This window comes from Gilliamella sp. X-46 (assembly GCF_057063525.1).
The window spans coordinates 43,949-58,984 of sequence record NZ_JBXSQH010000004.1 but is presented as its reverse complement, the minus strand read 5'-3'; the positions used below and the strand labels follow the sequence as shown (position 1 = coordinate 58,984).

Below are 15,036 nucleotides of genomic sequence, written 5' to 3'. Positions count from 1 at the left end.
TTTTTGAACCAATGCTATAAAAATGCTTCACAGTATTATGACGATAGTTGGTGAATTTAATGGGCAGAATAACGGGATAAAAAATAGTTAATTATCATTATTAGCCATAACGGCATTATAAAAATACCGTTATAGCTATATGACAAAGGTAGAATGATCAAAAATAGATAATCAGAATTATTGTAATAAAGAAAGTACTGATTGTGGTACTTGGTTAGCTTGTGCTAATACAGATGTACCTGCTTGTTGTAAAATTTGACCACGAGTCATGTTTGATACTTCTGTTGCATAATCCGCATCTTCAATACGGCTACGTGCAGAACTTAGGTTATTTACAGTATTGTTAATGTTGGTTACTGTTGATTCGAAACGGTTTTGCACCGCACCAAGTTGTCCTCGTAATGCATCAATTTTTGATAATGCAGCATCAATTGTTTTTAATGGATCTGCTGTTGGTGAACTTGATACATTAAATGCATTTAAACCAAGTTCAGTGCTATCAATTTTTTTCAAATTGATTTCAATGGTTTCGCCGTCGTTTGCGCCTACTTGAATTTTAAGGGTTTTATCTTCAGATAATACTTTAGAACCATTGAAATCAGTTTGTTTAGAAACACGATCGATTTCATCTAAACGTTGATCGATTTCGTTTTGAATTGATACTAGATCGCTTTCAGAGTTAGTGCCATTTGCTGCTTGAACGGTTAATTCACGAATACGTTGTACGTTGTTGTTGATTTCGTTTAATGCACCTTCTGTTGTTTGTGCAAGTGAAATACCATCATTTGCATTACGAGCAGCTTGCGTTAACCCTTTGATGTTTGATGAAAAACGGTTAGCGATTGCTTGACCTGCTGCATCGTCTTTTGCGCTGTTAATACGCATACCTGATGAAAGGCGCTCGATAGATGTGCTAAGAACGCTTTGAGAATTGTTTAGGTTGTTTTTTGCCATTAAAGACATTGTATTAGTATTAATTACTTGTGCCATTTTTATCTCCGATAATATAAACATTAAAATCAACTAGATATTGAAATTTGTTTCAACATTTTTGCTGATGAATAACTTATCGGTAGAAAAATTAGGAACTTTAATATTTTTAATGATTATATTTTAAAAAATAAAGCCATTTAGTAAAAATAAAACAATTATATTCAAATAAATCATTTGATTATAAATTTTATTAATTAATTTTTTAATAATTGTTTTTGCGCAAAAAATAGTAACTTTATTGCTTATTAAATAAATATTGAAATGATAACTAAACTTTTAGCAAGGTTAGCCGATATACAAACTATTAAATAATTTGTTATAGGCAGACTAAATCATGGCAATGAGCGCATTAGGAATAGGTTCGGGAATCGATCTTGGTGAAATTTTAAAGCAATTAGAAGCGGCTGAAAAAACACGCTTAACACCCATTACCACACAACAAAAAGCGATTAATGCAAAAATTAGTGGTTTTGGTAAATTAAAAAGTGCATTGACAACATTTAATACAGCAACGGCAAAACTTCAAAAAAAAGAGTTATTTCAAAGCCGTATAGCGACAGGTAATAACGATTATTTTTCAGTAAAGACAAATAGCAAAGCGGTTTTAGGCGATTATGCTGTGACGGTTGATCAATTGGCGACATCGCATAGTGTTTCAACATCGGTAATCAACGACAAAAATGCGCCATTAGGTAATGATAATGAAACACGAACCATCACTATTGAACAGGCGAATGGTGACAAGCTTAATGTAACGTTATCTAAAGATGAAACATCGTTAGAAGCAATAGCTAACGCCATTAATAATGCCGAAGTGATTAATGAGGATGGCAAAAAAATCCCTTCAACAATGAATGCCGCTGTTGTTCGTTCTGGATCAGATAATTACCAATTAGTGATTACCTCGAAAGAAACGGGTGAAAAGCAAACCATTACATCAATTTCGTCAGACGATGATAAATTAAATAATATCATTGGATTTGATATTAATCAGCCTAGTAATAGTCATATGACTGAAGTGGCAAAAGCGCAAGATGCTAAATTGACGTTTAATGGTATTGCCATCACAAGTAGTTCTAATACCGTCAAAGAGGTTGTTGCCGGTGTTGATATAACATTAAAAGCAACCACAACAACCAGCCAAAACCTTACCATAAGTGCAGATAACGAAAAGGCAGAAGAGGCCATTAAAGAATGGGTTGAAGCCTTTAATCAACTGCAAACAACCATGTCAACGCTAACCAAATTCACCGCAGGAGAGACTAACTCTAACGAATTAAACAGTAGTAATGGCCCTTTGATTGGTGATTCAACGCTACGTAATATTGACCAGAGTATTCGTTCAATCTTTGCCAAAGGACAAGCGGGCGAGTTTTCAGTATTGTCGCAAATTGGTATTACCATGGATAAAAGTGGTCAGCTAACGGTCAAAGAAAATGAGCTAAAAAAGGCACTTAATGAAAATAGTGACGCTGTTGCAACATTATTTATTGGTGATGGTAAAACGACGGGGATAGCTAATGAGGTTTTTACCAAAGTGAGTGGATTTATTGATAGCGATGGCATGATTGATTCGGCAACCAATGGCTTAAATTCTACGTTAAAGTCATTAGATAAACGTCATGAACAAGTAAGTAGCTCTATTGAGCAAACTGTTGAACGTTACCGAGTTCAATTTACTAAATTAGATATCTTAATTAACTCATTAGATAGTATGAGTAATTATTTAACAACACAATTTGACATGATGGCAAACTTAAAAAAATAGAGGGGAATGATGTATCAGTTAGGTTCTAAAGCCTATGAGCAAGTAAATTTAGAAACACGTGTTAGCCAAGCTTCGCCCCATCAATTGATTGTATTATTATTTGATGGTGCATTACAGGCAATTCGCTTAGCGAGCTTATATCTTCAAAAAGGTAATATTGCTGGTAAAGGCACAGCAATTTCTAAAGCAATTAACATTGTTGATAATGGTCTTAAAGGCTGTTTAGATTTAGAAAAGGGGGGGGAAATCGCAGAAAATTTAGATCGTCTTTATCACTATATTAGTCAACAGTTAGTTTTAGCCAATTTACATAACGATAAAGAAAAACTGCAATCTTGTTACGATTTGTTAAACAATATTGCCGAATCTTGGCGAGAAATTGCAAAATAAAAAAGGGTGATTATGAAAGGAAGTAAATTATTAGAACAATACGAACAATTTAATTATGTTGTTGAACAAATGTTGATTAACGCAAGGGATGAAAACTGGGATTTATTGTTGAGTTGGCAAAATAAATATCTTCAATTATCAAAAGGTATTATGCTGGTCGATGATTTTACAGCAATTGAAAACATGCCCTTGAAACATCAAGATATTGTGCGAATGTATATAAAAAACATACTTAGTTATCAACAACAATTAACCCAATTGATTATGACACGTCATTCACAGCTTCGAGAGTGGATTGGTAAACATGTCGATCATCAAAATAAAATCGATAACTATCAAAAAATAGCCAACTTAATGTAACAATGTAAGTTTGTGGATTGCTTGGCTTGAACCCTGTAAATTATATTAGGTTCAAGCTAAGGTTTCTGTTCAATGACTTCAATTAATACGTAATTAATTTTTAGCATCCGTATTATTAATACGAGTGAGTTCAATTAATTAGACATTCATATTCATAATTTCTTGATAAGCTGCAACCAGTTTATTGCGTACTTGAATACCAAACTGCAATGAAACCGATGATTTTTGCATATTAACCATTACCTCATTTAATGAAACATCCGCATCGCCCATTTCAAATGCTTTGGATTGCTGGTTTGCTTGTATTTGCAGTTGGCTGATCTTGTCTAAAGCCGTTTTTAGTTCTGAACCAAAGCTTGTGTTATCCGCAACATGCGTTTTTTTTGAAGTGGATGCCGATTGATTTAAATGTGTTAGCTCAACTGAATTTAACATATTGATTGTATTCATTTTGATAGTTGTTTCTTTTGTTTTTTGTCAATGTATTGTTAAATTTATCATAAAAATAAAAAAGCAAAGAGGTTAAGTAAGGGAAAAACTGCACGCTTTTCTCGCCATTGAATTTTTTAAATACATGGATAATAACCACCGAGTTAATCTAAATAGTTTAGAATTAGGATGTCTATGACTAGTCAAACAGTCAATAACAAAGGTGAATCACTATTCAATAAGTTACCCTTTGCAAATCAGTTAAAACAAAACACAAAAATGGCATTGTTAATTGCTGGTGTCATTATGATAGCGATGATTAGTTTTATCTATTTATGGGCTAAAGATGAATCATATAGTGTTTTATTCAGTAATTTAAGTGATAAAGATGGTGGCGAAATTATTAGTCAGCTTGATAAGATGAATATTCCTTATCAATTTTCTGCTTCTGGCTCAGCTATCTTAATTCCACAAGACAAAGTTTATGACACGCGTTTACGTATTGCACAACAGGGATTACCTAAAGGCGGATCAGTCGGTTTTGAATTGCTTGATAAAGAAAGCTTTGGTATGAGCCAATTCAATGAACAAATCAATTATCAGCGAGCATTAGAAGGCGAATTATCCCGAACAATATCTATTATCAGTAGTATTGATGATGCGAGAGTGCACTTAGCAATGCCTAAACCGTCGTTATTTGTTCGCGAGCGAAAATTTCCCTCAGCTTCGGTCGCATTAACATTACTACCAGGGCGAACTTTATCACAAGGCCAAATCGATGCCATTATTCACTTAATTTCAAGTAGTGTGCCAGAATTACAAGCAGATAAAGTAACCATTATTGATCAGCATGGTCACCTATTAACCGGAGAAGGCTACCGAGATAGAAATACCAATGTGGCTCAACTCGAATTTAGTGAGCGGATTGAAAACAGTATTCGTCAGCGAGTAGAAAAAATTATCACACCTATTTTAGGTAAAAATAATGTTAAAGTACAAGTCAATGCCGATGTCGACTTTAGCCGACAAGAATCGACATCAGAAACTTATGATCCTAATAGTGATATTGCGAATCAAACAATTCGTAGTAAGCAACAAATGGAAAACCATCAATCAACTAAAAGCTACGGTATTGGCGGAGTGCCTGGTGCACTATCTAATCAACCTGTACCGACATCTAGCGCACCCATTGATGAAAACGAAACAAAAACCGCATCGACTGAAAAGGCAGATAAACAACAACCTTACAATTTACAATCAAATAATACTGTGAACTTTGAAGTAAACCGACAAGTTATACACAGTAAAATACCTGAAGGACGAATTAAACGCTTATCTGTCGCTGTTTTGGTGAATTATAAATTTGTCACAATCGAGCCAGATAATGCAGAGTCTGAATCTGACGACAACAAACGACCAGCCAGCACTGAGCAGTGGGTAAAGCTAGATAATGATGAACTTAAAAATATTGAACTATTAGCCCGCCAAGCAATGGGATTTTCGGATTTGCGAGGTGATTCACTCACTGTCGCCAACTTAAAATTTACCGATCAAGAATTGGACGAAAGCAACGGCTTAGCGTTTTGGCAAACTCATGAGTTTTTCGAAGGGGTTAAAACTGCTGGTAAGTACTTGATTTACATTTTAGTTATCTGGTTCTTGTGGCGCAAAGTGTTCCATTCACTGTGGATAAAAGTACAACGGCAGTACCACATTTTTAGTGATAAAACCACTAATGCATCAACTAGTGTTGAAGAAAAATTAGATTATAAAGCGCACAGCAAGCAGCAACAAAAAATATTTGAAGATAACATGCAGCAACAGCAATACATCCGCAAAATTGTCGAAAAAGATCCTCGTGTTATGGCATTGATAATTCGTGGTTGGATGAGTAAGGAGGACACAGAAAAATGAATTTAAGTGAATCTCAAAAAGCCGCCACAGTATTAATGGTATTAGGCGAAGAACTTGCCGCAAAAGTGATGCAGTATTTAAGTTCGAAAGAAGTACAACAAATTAGTAGCGCAATGATGTCGTTGCCCCAATTGTCTCAAGAACAGTTGAAAAATATACTTAATGAGTGCCAAGGCACGCTTGATGATTGTGCTACCTTAAATACCGATACCGATGGATATTTACGTTCAATACTTGAAAAATCCATTGGTAGCGAAAAAACCGAACGCTTACTTGATGATCTATTAAATACTGATCGCGAAGAAGCAACGGATGGTCTTGAAATGCTAAACTTTGTTGATGCCGCACGAGCGGTTGATCTTGTTAAAAAAGAGCACCCACAAATTATTGCAACGATATTGGTACATTTAAACCGTGATCTAGCGGCCGAAATTCTCAACCTATTTGATGACGAATTACGTAATGATGTTATGTTGCGAATTGCCACTTTTGGAGGTGTTGAGCCATCGGCACTTAAAGTCTTGTCGGCGTCATTATCAACGTTATTACATGGTCAAAATATCAAATTGAATAATATGGGTGGAATCCGCACAGCGGCTGAAATTATTAACTTAATGAAATCGCAACAAGAAGAGTTGGTTATCAGTGCATTACGTGATTATGATGGCGAACTTGCACAGAAAATTATTGATGAAATGTTCTTGTTTGAAAATCTTGTTGAAGTTGATGATAGAAGTATCCAACGTCTACTTAAAGAAGTCGATAATGAAGTATTAATCATTGCATTAAAAGGCGCATCGACGGCACTACGTGACAAACTATTAAGCAACATGTCCCAACGTGCTGCGTCGATTTTACGCGAAGATCTTGAAAATAGACCACCAGTGCGCTTATCACAAGTTGAAACAGAGCAGAAGAAAATTTTGGTTATTGCGCGTCGATTAGCAGAAAGTGGCGAAATGATTTTAACTAGTGGTGATGATGAATACGTATAACCAACCGGATGGATTAAACTGGAAACCGCTAGACTTTCGTGACTTGGCTGCAAGTACGCTAGCAAACCAGAGCGAAAGTAACGAAATAGTACAGACCGAGGTTAACGAATCACAGCCTGATCTTGAACCTGAGTTGGATTCACAACCAGAACTAAACACCGTAAGCTCAGAGCTTGCTGAAACTCAACAAACATTGGAACAACTAAAGCAAGAAGTTGAAGCACAAGCCTATCAGGAGGGGTTTAATTTAGGTCGTGAAGCAGGTTTTGAGGAAGGCAAACGAGCGGGCTATGAACAAGGGTATCTTCTTGGGCAACAAGAAGGGCGAAAGCAAATTGAACAACAACTTAATGATGAAAAATGCAAAGCTGTTCATGCTATCACCAATTTAATCAGTAATTTTCAGCAATCAATTAATGATATTGATGAGTTAATCGTACCTAAATTATTTGATTTAGCGTTAATTGCTGCACAAAAAACAGTAGGCAGTATTGCTAAAGTAAAACAAAAACAGTTAATTCATACGATACAAACATTAGTTGAACAGTGTTCAATTTTGTCCGAACCTATGTCGTTACACCTTAACCCAACCGATTTACAATGGTTAGAACCCATGCTAAATGAAGAAAACCAACAATATCGCTGGCAACTTATTGCTGACCCCAATATTGAAATAGGGGGGTGCAAAATTTTGACTAATACCAATGAAATCGATGCTAGTGTCAATAACCATTGGCAAATTATGTCTGACTGTTTACAAAGGGATAATCATTAACGTGAAATACTCCTCTTCATGGTCGGATAAAATTAACCAAGCAACACAGAAGCTTGAGTCCTTATCTTTAATTCGCCAATATGGACGTTTAGTCAAAGCATCTGGATTAGTTCTTGAAGCGATAGGATTAAAATTACCATTAGGATCTAACTGCTTGGTCGAACGGCAAACAGAAGGGCGAATTGAGCCTGTTGAATGTGAAGTAGTTGGTTTTAACGACCAAACGCTTTATTTAATGCCCTTTGAATCAACGGACGGCATTTTATTAGGCGCACGAGTTTACACCGAACAATATGATCTAACACACTTTAGCCATAAAGTATTGCCTGTAGGCATGGGGTTATTAGGGCGAGTGGTTGATGCCATGGGTAAACCACTAGATGGCAAACCACTACCAGAACATATTGAACATGCAGGGTTAGCCAGCAAATCACTTAATCCATTGCAACGCACACCGATTCACCAAGTATTAGATGTTGGTGTAAGAGCGATAAATGCTTTGTTAACCATAGGGCAAGGGCAACGGATGGGGTTATTTGCCGGATCGGGCGTGGGTAAAAGTGTTTTACTTGGTATGATGGCGCGTTACACACAGGCAGACATTATCGTCGTTGGCTTGATTGGTGAACGGGGGCGAGAAGTGAAAGACTTTATCGAAAATATTTTAGGCGAAGAAGGCTTAGCCCGAGCTGTTGTTGTTGCTGCTCCTGCCGATGTATCTCCTTTATTGCGCTTACAAGGCGCAGCCTATGCTACTAGAATTGCCGAAAGCTTTCGTGATCAAGGTTTTAACGTTTTATTGATTATGGACTCATTAACACGTTATGCAATGGCACAACGAGAAATCGCCTTAGCAATCGGCGAGCCTCCAGCAACTAAAGGCTATCCACCCTCAGTATTTGCAAAATTGCCTGCGCTCGTTGAAAGAGCCGGCAATGATGATAGCGGCAAAGGCGCTATTACTGCCTTTTACACTGTATTGACTGAAGGTGACGATCAACAAGATCCGATTGCCGATTCTGCTCGCGCCATTTTAGATGGGCATATTGTATTATCACGAGCACTTGCCGAGTCAGGACACTATCCGGCCATTGATATTGAAGCCTCAATTAGTCGAGTAATGACTGAACTTACTGCACCAGAAGACGAAAAAAAATCGCGATTATTTAAACAACTGTTTTCAAGCTTTCAACGAAACCGCGATTTAATCAATGTTGGTGCTTATGTAGCAGGTACTGATCCATTATTGGATAAAGCGATAACCCTATACCCCACTATGCAAAAATTTTTACAACAAGGTATTGACGAACACTGCAGTTACCAAGATGCCTATCAACAATTAGCGGCCATTGTTGAACCGCAATTAGCTCGTTAGGAACACTGCGCAATGAATAAAAATTCATCAAAAATTGCTTTTACCACATTAAAAAAACTGGCACAAAAGTCGGTCGACGATTACTTAATAAAGCTCAAAAAAGCGAATGAAAATCAGCAAAATGCACAATCACAACTTAATGTCTTAACTAATTATTATGCTGAATATCAACAAAAATTAAACTCAGCCTTATCTGAAGGTATAAAAGGCAGTGAGTTAAACAATTTTACATTGTTTATTGCTTCTATTGAGCAAGGAATCGAACAACAAAAAAAGTTGTTGTTATCGTTAGATATCAAACAAAAGCAAATTATAAAAAATCTTAATCAATCACAAAAGAGCTTAAACACTTATAGCACTTTACTAAATAAACAGCATAACCAGTATTTACGTCAACAAAATCGTTTACAACAAAAACTGACAGATGAATTTGCACAGCTACAATTAGCAAGGAGAATATTAAATGAATATTAATCTGATTAATGATTTGAACCTGACCTCTTCACGTCAGTCAGAACTTGTTGAAACAGATGTGATGGCTAACGATAATGATGGCTTTCAACAATTATTGCGACTCAGTGAAAATCAAACAGAACAAGGCAAACAAACCCTTAACACAAAATTAGGTAGAACTGATGATGCACACGAAGAAAACGGCAACGATGTCGATATAGTTATCACAGCTATTCACCCTTTTAATATAGCAACGCCAGAACAAACAAATTTAGCTTTGATTGGTGGTGCACAACATAGCGATACATCAATCGAACAAACTCCATTGGTAACGACCGATTTACATAGTGATTTATTGGATAATTTATTACCAGAAAAACCAATCAATGAGCAGGCAACCCAGTTACTTTCTTCTATTTATGACAGCGAAAACTTAATTAATAACGTAACCTCGCAAAACGACGTTATATCATTAACAAATAAAAAAGAAGCAAAATCGGGACTTGCTCATCAACAAGTATCAACAATTGACGATGACATTAATTTTAATGCAAATCCAACAAGCCATAAGCAATATGCTAATAATATGATGCACAAAATGGCGACTTTTCAAAGTCAATTTATTACCACTAATCGCAATAAAGATGCCATCATGAACACAAATCAAGACTCATTTTTGACAAATAATACCAATAATGGACAAAGCCTGTTATTATCGCCAACGCATGCGAGTACAACATTAGCTACAACGTCAATACACTTGCCAACGCAAGTAAATATCACACAATGGCAAACATCATTAGCTGAACAAATTATTATGTTTAACCGCCAAAGCATTCAAACTGCCGAAATAAAATTACATCCACAAGAATTAGGTGCATTGCACATTAAACTTGAAATGAATGATGATAAAATGAACCTCCACATGATGGCAGCTCATCATGTTGTTAAAGGTATGTTAGAATCAGCATTGCCTTTTTTAAAGGTATCATTAGAAGATCAAGGCATCACACTAGAACAAGCTAATATTGGTGATTTTTCAATGATGAACGATTCGCAGCAATCAGCCATGCACCAACAATCCCAAAATAACCAATCACAGAAGGTGATATCGCTTGATGCAACCGATGAGCATATGGAACCAATCTTATTAGAACATCGCTCACTTAGATCAGGGCTTAGTATTCTTGCTTAACGATTAAAATCGTTATTTATTGGTCAATTTTTAAATCTAAATAAAGTAAAGCGCTTAAATAGGTGATGTTTTATTGCCTATTCTTCAAATCGATTTTAAAAATATGATCTATCATTCTTGCCACTATAGCAACTAAATGGATTATAGATCCTTTAAAATATTATAGAGACAAGAATAAATATGCCAACAACAAAAAAAAAATCAAGTATTGTAAATTTAGTTCTTATTCTTATTACGCTATTAGCGATAGGCGTCGCAGCTTATTTATGGTTTCAAAATAGTTCACAAAACACAACTAAAGAGCCTGAAGAGCCCGAAGTCACATCCCCTGTATTTATAACATTAAAACCATTTACTATTTCATTACCCGCTTCGGAAGAACATCTAGACATCAACAAAACCCTTTATATTGGTGTCGTTTTGCGCGTAGCGAATGAAAATCAAAAAACAGTACTATTAGATTATTTACCCGAAGTAAGAAATAACGTTCTGCTTTTAACTTCAAAACAGTATGTTAATACTCTGAAGCAAGAAATAGGTAAAATTGATTTACAAGAACAGATAAAAAATGCCTTATCACGACAATATAATGCAAAGCATTTTGTAAAGATTGATGAAGTGCTATTTACTGATTTTATTATACGGTGATTAACATGTCTGATAAGCATGAATCAACAGCGAGTGTTGATGAGTATGATAACAAGGAACAAATCTTAGATTATTCATCAACAACAAAAGAAAATCCTAAAAAGAATTCAAATTTTGATTCTTCATTTAATGTACCTACATTGGAAAAATCTCCCGATGTAAAACCTTATGATCTATCTGTCAAACATCGCTTTATTCCTGAGCGTTTAACTGCGTTAGAAATCATTAATGAACGTTTTGCTCGGCAATTTCGAATTGGTTTATTTAACCGATTACGCCGCAATACCGACGTGATTGCTTCACCCATTGAGCCGCTTACGTTTAAAGATTTTTCGGATATGTCATCGGCAACTTATTTAAATCTCGTGCACCTTAACCCATTAAGAGGCACAAGCTTGTTTTCATTTTCGCCAGAATTGGTTTTTATTATTGTGGATTCTTTATTTGGTGGTGATGGGCATTCAACTCAAATCGAAACAGAAGGGCGAGAATTTACCCACACTGAACAACAGATCATTAAAAAAGTCTTAGAATTAGCATTAATCATTTACCAAAAATCATGGGTGGATGTCTATGCGATTGAAACCGAATATGTTCGATCTGAAATACAAAGTAAATTTACCAATATTACTAATTCACCTGATGATATTGTCTTAACAAGTAACTTTAAAGTCGAAGTTGGTAATAGCAAAGCAACCTTCTGCGTTTGTATTCCTTATTCTATGGTCGAACCCATCAAAGAGCTTCTTATCAAGCCGCCGATTGAGCAACAAACTTATCAAGATGATAAAGTTTGGATGAGCTCACTAACCAGCGGAATCAAGCAATCAGAGGTCGAATTAGTGGCTAATTTTGCCACTATTCATACAACCGTAGATAAATTATTAGCCCTAAAGACCAATGATGTCTTAATGATCGAAAAACCTACAAATCTTGATGTTACTGTAGGTGGAGTGCCGATAGTAACAGGACATTATGGTAAAACGAACAAACAATATGCAATTCAAGTCGAACAGGTCATTAACCCTGTATTAGAGCAATTGAATGAAGGAGTTTTTAATGACTGATATCAAACAAAATAGTGACGACAAACAATCTACTAGCCTAAATAGCGACGAACTTATTGCCCAAAACGCTATTTTTGAAACGCTATCGCCACAACAAACAGAAGATAAAAAAAACGATATTAACCTGATTCTTGATATCCCCGTAAATTTGAGCGTTGAACTAGGCCGAACAAAAATGGCCATTAAAGATTTATTAAATTTAACGCAAGGATCGGTTATTGCCTTAGATGGTCAGGTTGGTGAGCCATTAGATATATTAATTAACGGCTACTTAATTGCTCAGGGCGAAATTGTGGTTGTTGCTGATAATTATGGTGTACGCATTACCGACATTATTACTCCAGCAGAACGTGTAAGAAGATTGAGTCGCTAATGGCAATCGAACCCCCCCATTTAGCTCAACCTGTAATTGGTGCAACCAGCACCAACACTTTATCGTCTCCTTCTTCTGAATTGAATATTTATACTGAAGTGGGGACATCCATGGGGCTAATGCTCATTGTTGTCATCGGTTTTATATTGTTGCTAGCTTGGTTAGCTAAACGAATGGGTTGGAAAAAAAAGACCCATCAATGGATCGATGTCAAAGCCACATACAACATTACGCCAAAAGAACGCATTATAGTGGTTCACGTTGATAACCAGCTATTAGTGGTTGGGGTGACGCCACAACAAATGACATTACTTCACACCATTGATGAACAGCGCACTCAAAAGCTATTTTCGCAAAGTGAGGTAAGTAAAAAATTGCCATCAAGTAACACATTTCAACAGATATTACAATCTGCGCTAAAAACCAAAAAGGAGTAACACCAAGTGCGGTCAAATTTAATGATTGTGCTAAGCTTATTGTTGTTTAGCTTACCAAGTTATGCTCAAACACCGGTATTACCAGACATAGCACAACCGCTCAGCAGTGGACAAGCTTGGTCATTGCCAGTTGAAACACTTGTCTTTTTAACCTTACTTACTTTTATCCCTGCTATATTACTCTTGATGACCAGCTTTACGCGCATCATTATAGTATTAGGACTGCTACGCAACGCGCTTGGCACACAATCGGCGCCGCCTAATCAAGTCATTTTAGGGATAGCGCTTTTTATGACCTTTTTTATTATGTCGCCCGTTATTGACAACATTTATCAAGATGCGTATATCCCCTATTCACAAAACCAAATCACCATGCAAGAAGGTTTAAGCAAAGCAAGCAAACCATTACAACAATTTATGCTCACCCAAACGCGAGAAAACGACCTAGCACTATTTGTTAATATGTCCCACATCAATGACATCCAAACACGTGACGACATTCCCTTAAAAGTTCTTGTCCCCGCTTTTGTTGTCAGTGAATTAAAAACAGCATTTCAAATTGGCTTTACTATTTTTATTCCCTTTTTAGTGATCGACCTTGTGGTTGCCAGCACACTTATGGCATTAGGTATGATGATGGTACCACCAGCAACCGTATCTCTACCATTTAAATTAATGCTATTTGTATTGGCCGATGGATGGCATCTATTGCTCGGATCGCTAGCGCAAAGCTTTTTTAGTTGAGTCATATCATGTCGCCAGAATACATAAGTACCTTAGCAATACAAGCCATAAAAGTTGCCGCTTCGCTAGCAGGGCCAATACTGCTAGCAGCGTTAGTCACTGGGCTCATTATTAGCTTATTACAAGCAGCAACACAAATAAACGAAATGACATTATCGTTTATACCCAAAATCATCGCAGTAATTGTCGTGTTAATCCTATGGGGGCCAACAATGCTATCGACCATGATTGACTATCTCCAAATCGTCATTACCGATATACCTAATTTAACGCGTTAAAGATAATGGATTTTGACATTAACGTTTTACTTAATATTGACTTCTTTTCTTTGATTCGGGATGGGTTTTTCCCCTTTGTTCGTATTTTAGCACTCATCATGACCGCTCCCCTCTTGGGCGAAAAAGAAATCCCCAACCGTGTCAAAATTGGTCTAGCATTACTGATTACTATTTTATTGCCATCTTCCCCTCTTGATGACAACATCAAAATTTACTCCTTAATGGGAATTGTGATCATCGCTCAACAAATTATGATCGGCGCAGTGATTGGATTTACCATGCAGTTGGCATTTATGGCGATGCGGTTTGCAGGTGAATTAATTGGAATGCAAATGGGGCTAGGGATGGCGACCTTTTTTGACCCCATCGGTGGGCCAGCGACATCGGTATTATCGCGCCTAATCAACGTCATTGCGTTATTAATGTTTTTGCATTTTGATGGCCATTTATGGTTGTTATATGGCATATCAAACAGCTTCGAAATTATTCCCATAGGGCTAATGTCATTACAGGCAAATGGTTATTTGGTAGTGCTTGATGTCAGCAAACTACTATTTATCAACGGCATTATGCTAGCCTTGCCTTTAATGACCTTACTATTAATTGTCAATATATCACTAGGGCTACTTAACCGAATGACACCACAGCTATCAATATTTGTTGTCGGCTATCCAGCAACCTTATTATTAGGGTTATTTATGCTTACTTACTTAATGACAACTCTACCGGCATTTGCCGAGTTTGTTTTTGAACAAATGTTTGAAAGGGTTTCGAGCGTGCTGTGGTATTTGAAGGGATGATGTTGATAACGTATTGAATTAAAAGAAAAAGCTAAAAATAAA

At 36.4% G+C, this 15,036-nt stretch carries 18 protein-coding genes; 16 read left to right on the top strand and 2 right to left on the bottom strand.

Annotation, left to right across the window (positions count from 1 at the left end; all coding sequences use genetic code 11):
• Window positions 1-177: 177 nt before the first annotated feature.
• The gene (locus ACYIAJ_RS05265) at window positions 178-990 is read right to left on the bottom strand and encodes a flagellin N-terminal helical domain-containing protein (RefSeq protein WP_483559752.1); all 813 of its coding nucleotides are present in this window, start codon (window positions 988-990) and stop codon (window positions 178-180) included.
• A 337-nt stretch (window positions 991-1,327) separates the two neighbouring features.
• Here ACYIAJ_RS05265 and fliD point away from each other — a divergent pair, with 337 nt between their 5' ends.
• Genes fliD through fliT form a run of 3 tightly spaced genes read left to right on the top strand, consistent with a single transcriptional unit; the run spans window position 1,328 to window position 3,511 of the window.
• On the top strand, window positions 1,328-2,761 hold the full coding sequence (gene fliD, locus ACYIAJ_RS05260; RefSeq protein WP_483559750.1) for a flagellar filament capping protein FliD: 1,434 nt from the start codon (window positions 1,328-1,330) through the stop codon (window positions 2,759-2,761).
• Window positions 2,762-2,767: 6 nt separating this feature from the next.
• The gene (gene fliS, locus ACYIAJ_RS05255) at window positions 2,768-3,151 is read left to right on the top strand and encodes a flagellar export chaperone FliS (protein ID WP_483559748.1); all 384 of its coding nucleotides are present in this window, start codon (window positions 2,768-2,770) and stop codon (window positions 3,149-3,151) included.
• A gap of 12 nt (window positions 3,152-3,163) precedes the next feature.
• Window positions 3,164-3,511: a flagellar protein FliT gene (gene fliT, locus ACYIAJ_RS05250; protein WP_483559746.1), complete on the top strand. Its 348-nt coding sequence runs from the start codon at window positions 3,164-3,166 to the stop codon at window positions 3,509-3,511.
• A gap of 138 nt (window positions 3,512-3,649) precedes the next feature.
• Here fliT and fliE read toward each other — a convergent pair whose 3' ends face one another.
• Window positions 3,650-3,961 (bottom strand): flagellar hook-basal body complex protein FliE, encoded by a 312-nt coding sequence (fliE, locus tag ACYIAJ_RS05245; RefSeq protein WP_483559744.1) that lies wholly within the window; start codon window positions 3,959-3,961, stop codon window positions 3,650-3,652.
• A 174-nt stretch (window positions 3,962-4,135) separates the two neighbouring features.
• Between fliE and fliF the strand changes: the two genes are divergently transcribed.
• The 13 genes from fliF (at window position 4,136) to fliR (ending at window position 14,994) form a co-directional block, all read left to right on the top strand.
• Entirely contained in the window at window positions 4,136-5,854 is a 1,719-nt protein-coding gene (gene fliF, locus ACYIAJ_RS05240) for a flagellar basal-body MS-ring/collar protein FliF (RefSeq protein ID WP_483559742.1), read from the top strand.
• The gene (gene fliG, locus ACYIAJ_RS05235) at window positions 5,851-6,849 is read left to right on the top strand and encodes a flagellar motor switch protein FliG (RefSeq protein ID WP_483559741.1); all 999 of its coding nucleotides are present in this window, start codon (window positions 5,851-5,853) and stop codon (window positions 6,847-6,849) included. The genes fliF and fliG overlap by 4 nt, the downstream gene beginning before the upstream one ends.
• On the top strand, window positions 6,836-7,624 hold the full coding sequence (locus tag ACYIAJ_RS05230) for a flagellar assembly protein FliH (RefSeq protein ID WP_483559739.1): 789 nt from the start codon (window positions 6,836-6,838) through the stop codon (window positions 7,622-7,624). Before fliG ends, ACYIAJ_RS05230 begins: the two co-directional genes overlap by 14 nt.
• Window positions 7,625-7,655: 31 nt before the next feature.
• Window positions 7,656-8,999 carry a flagellar protein export ATPase FliI gene (fliI, locus tag ACYIAJ_RS05225; protein WP_483559819.1) on the top strand — a complete coding sequence of 448 codons (1,344 nt, stop codon included), beginning with the start codon at window positions 7,656-7,658 and terminating at the stop codon, window positions 8,997-8,999.
• Between the two features lie 12 nt (window positions 9,000-9,011).
• The gene (gene fliJ, locus ACYIAJ_RS05220) at window positions 9,012-9,473 is read left to right on the top strand and encodes a flagellar export protein FliJ (RefSeq protein ID WP_091347862.1); all 462 of its coding nucleotides are present in this window, start codon (window positions 9,012-9,014) and stop codon (window positions 9,471-9,473) included.
• Window positions 9,463-10,647 (top strand): flagellar hook-length control protein FliK, encoded by a 1,185-nt coding sequence (locus tag ACYIAJ_RS05215; protein WP_483559737.1) that lies wholly within the window; start codon window positions 9,463-9,465, stop codon window positions 10,645-10,647. Before fliJ ends, ACYIAJ_RS05215 begins: the two co-directional genes overlap by 11 nt.
• Before the next feature lie 180 nt (window positions 10,648-10,827).
• Window positions 10,828-11,295 carry a flagellar basal body-associated FliL family protein gene (locus tag ACYIAJ_RS05210; RefSeq protein WP_483559736.1) on the top strand — a complete coding sequence of 156 codons (468 nt, stop codon included), beginning with the start codon at window positions 10,828-10,830 and terminating at the stop codon, window positions 11,293-11,295.
• Window positions 11,296-11,300: 5 nt separating this feature from the next.
• Complete coding sequence (gene fliM, locus ACYIAJ_RS05205; protein WP_483559734.1) at window positions 11,301-12,362, top strand: flagellar motor switch protein FliM; 1,062 nt, start codon at window positions 11,301-11,303, stop codon at window positions 12,360-12,362.
• A complete protein-coding gene (gene fliN, locus ACYIAJ_RS05200) occupies window positions 12,355-12,735 on the top strand; it encodes a flagellar motor switch protein FliN (protein ID WP_483559733.1) in 381 nt (126 codons plus the stop codon). The genes fliM and fliN overlap by 8 nt, the downstream gene beginning before the upstream one ends.
• Window positions 12,735-13,172 (top strand): flagellar biosynthetic protein FliO, encoded by a 438-nt coding sequence (gene fliO / locus ACYIAJ_RS05195; RefSeq protein WP_483559731.1) that lies wholly within the window; start codon window positions 12,735-12,737, stop codon window positions 13,170-13,172. The genes fliN and fliO overlap by 1 nt, the downstream gene beginning before the upstream one ends.
• A 21-nt stretch (window positions 13,173-13,193) precedes the next feature.
• Window positions 13,194-13,916 carry a flagellar type III secretion system pore protein FliP gene (gene fliP, locus ACYIAJ_RS05190; protein WP_483559817.1) on the top strand — a complete coding sequence of 241 codons (723 nt, stop codon included), beginning with the start codon at window positions 13,194-13,196 and terminating at the stop codon, window positions 13,914-13,916.
• 8 nt (window positions 13,917-13,924) lie between these two features.
• A complete protein-coding gene (gene fliQ / locus ACYIAJ_RS05185; RefSeq protein ID WP_091347846.1) occupies window positions 13,925-14,194 on the top strand; it encodes a flagellar biosynthesis protein FliQ in 270 nt (89 codons plus the stop codon).
• Between the two features lie 5 nt (window positions 14,195-14,199).
• Window positions 14,200-14,994: a flagellar biosynthetic protein FliR gene (fliR, locus tag ACYIAJ_RS05180; protein ID WP_483559729.1), complete on the top strand. Its 795-nt coding sequence runs from the start codon at window positions 14,200-14,202 to the stop codon at window positions 14,992-14,994.
• Window positions 14,995-15,036: the final 42 nt, after the last annotated feature.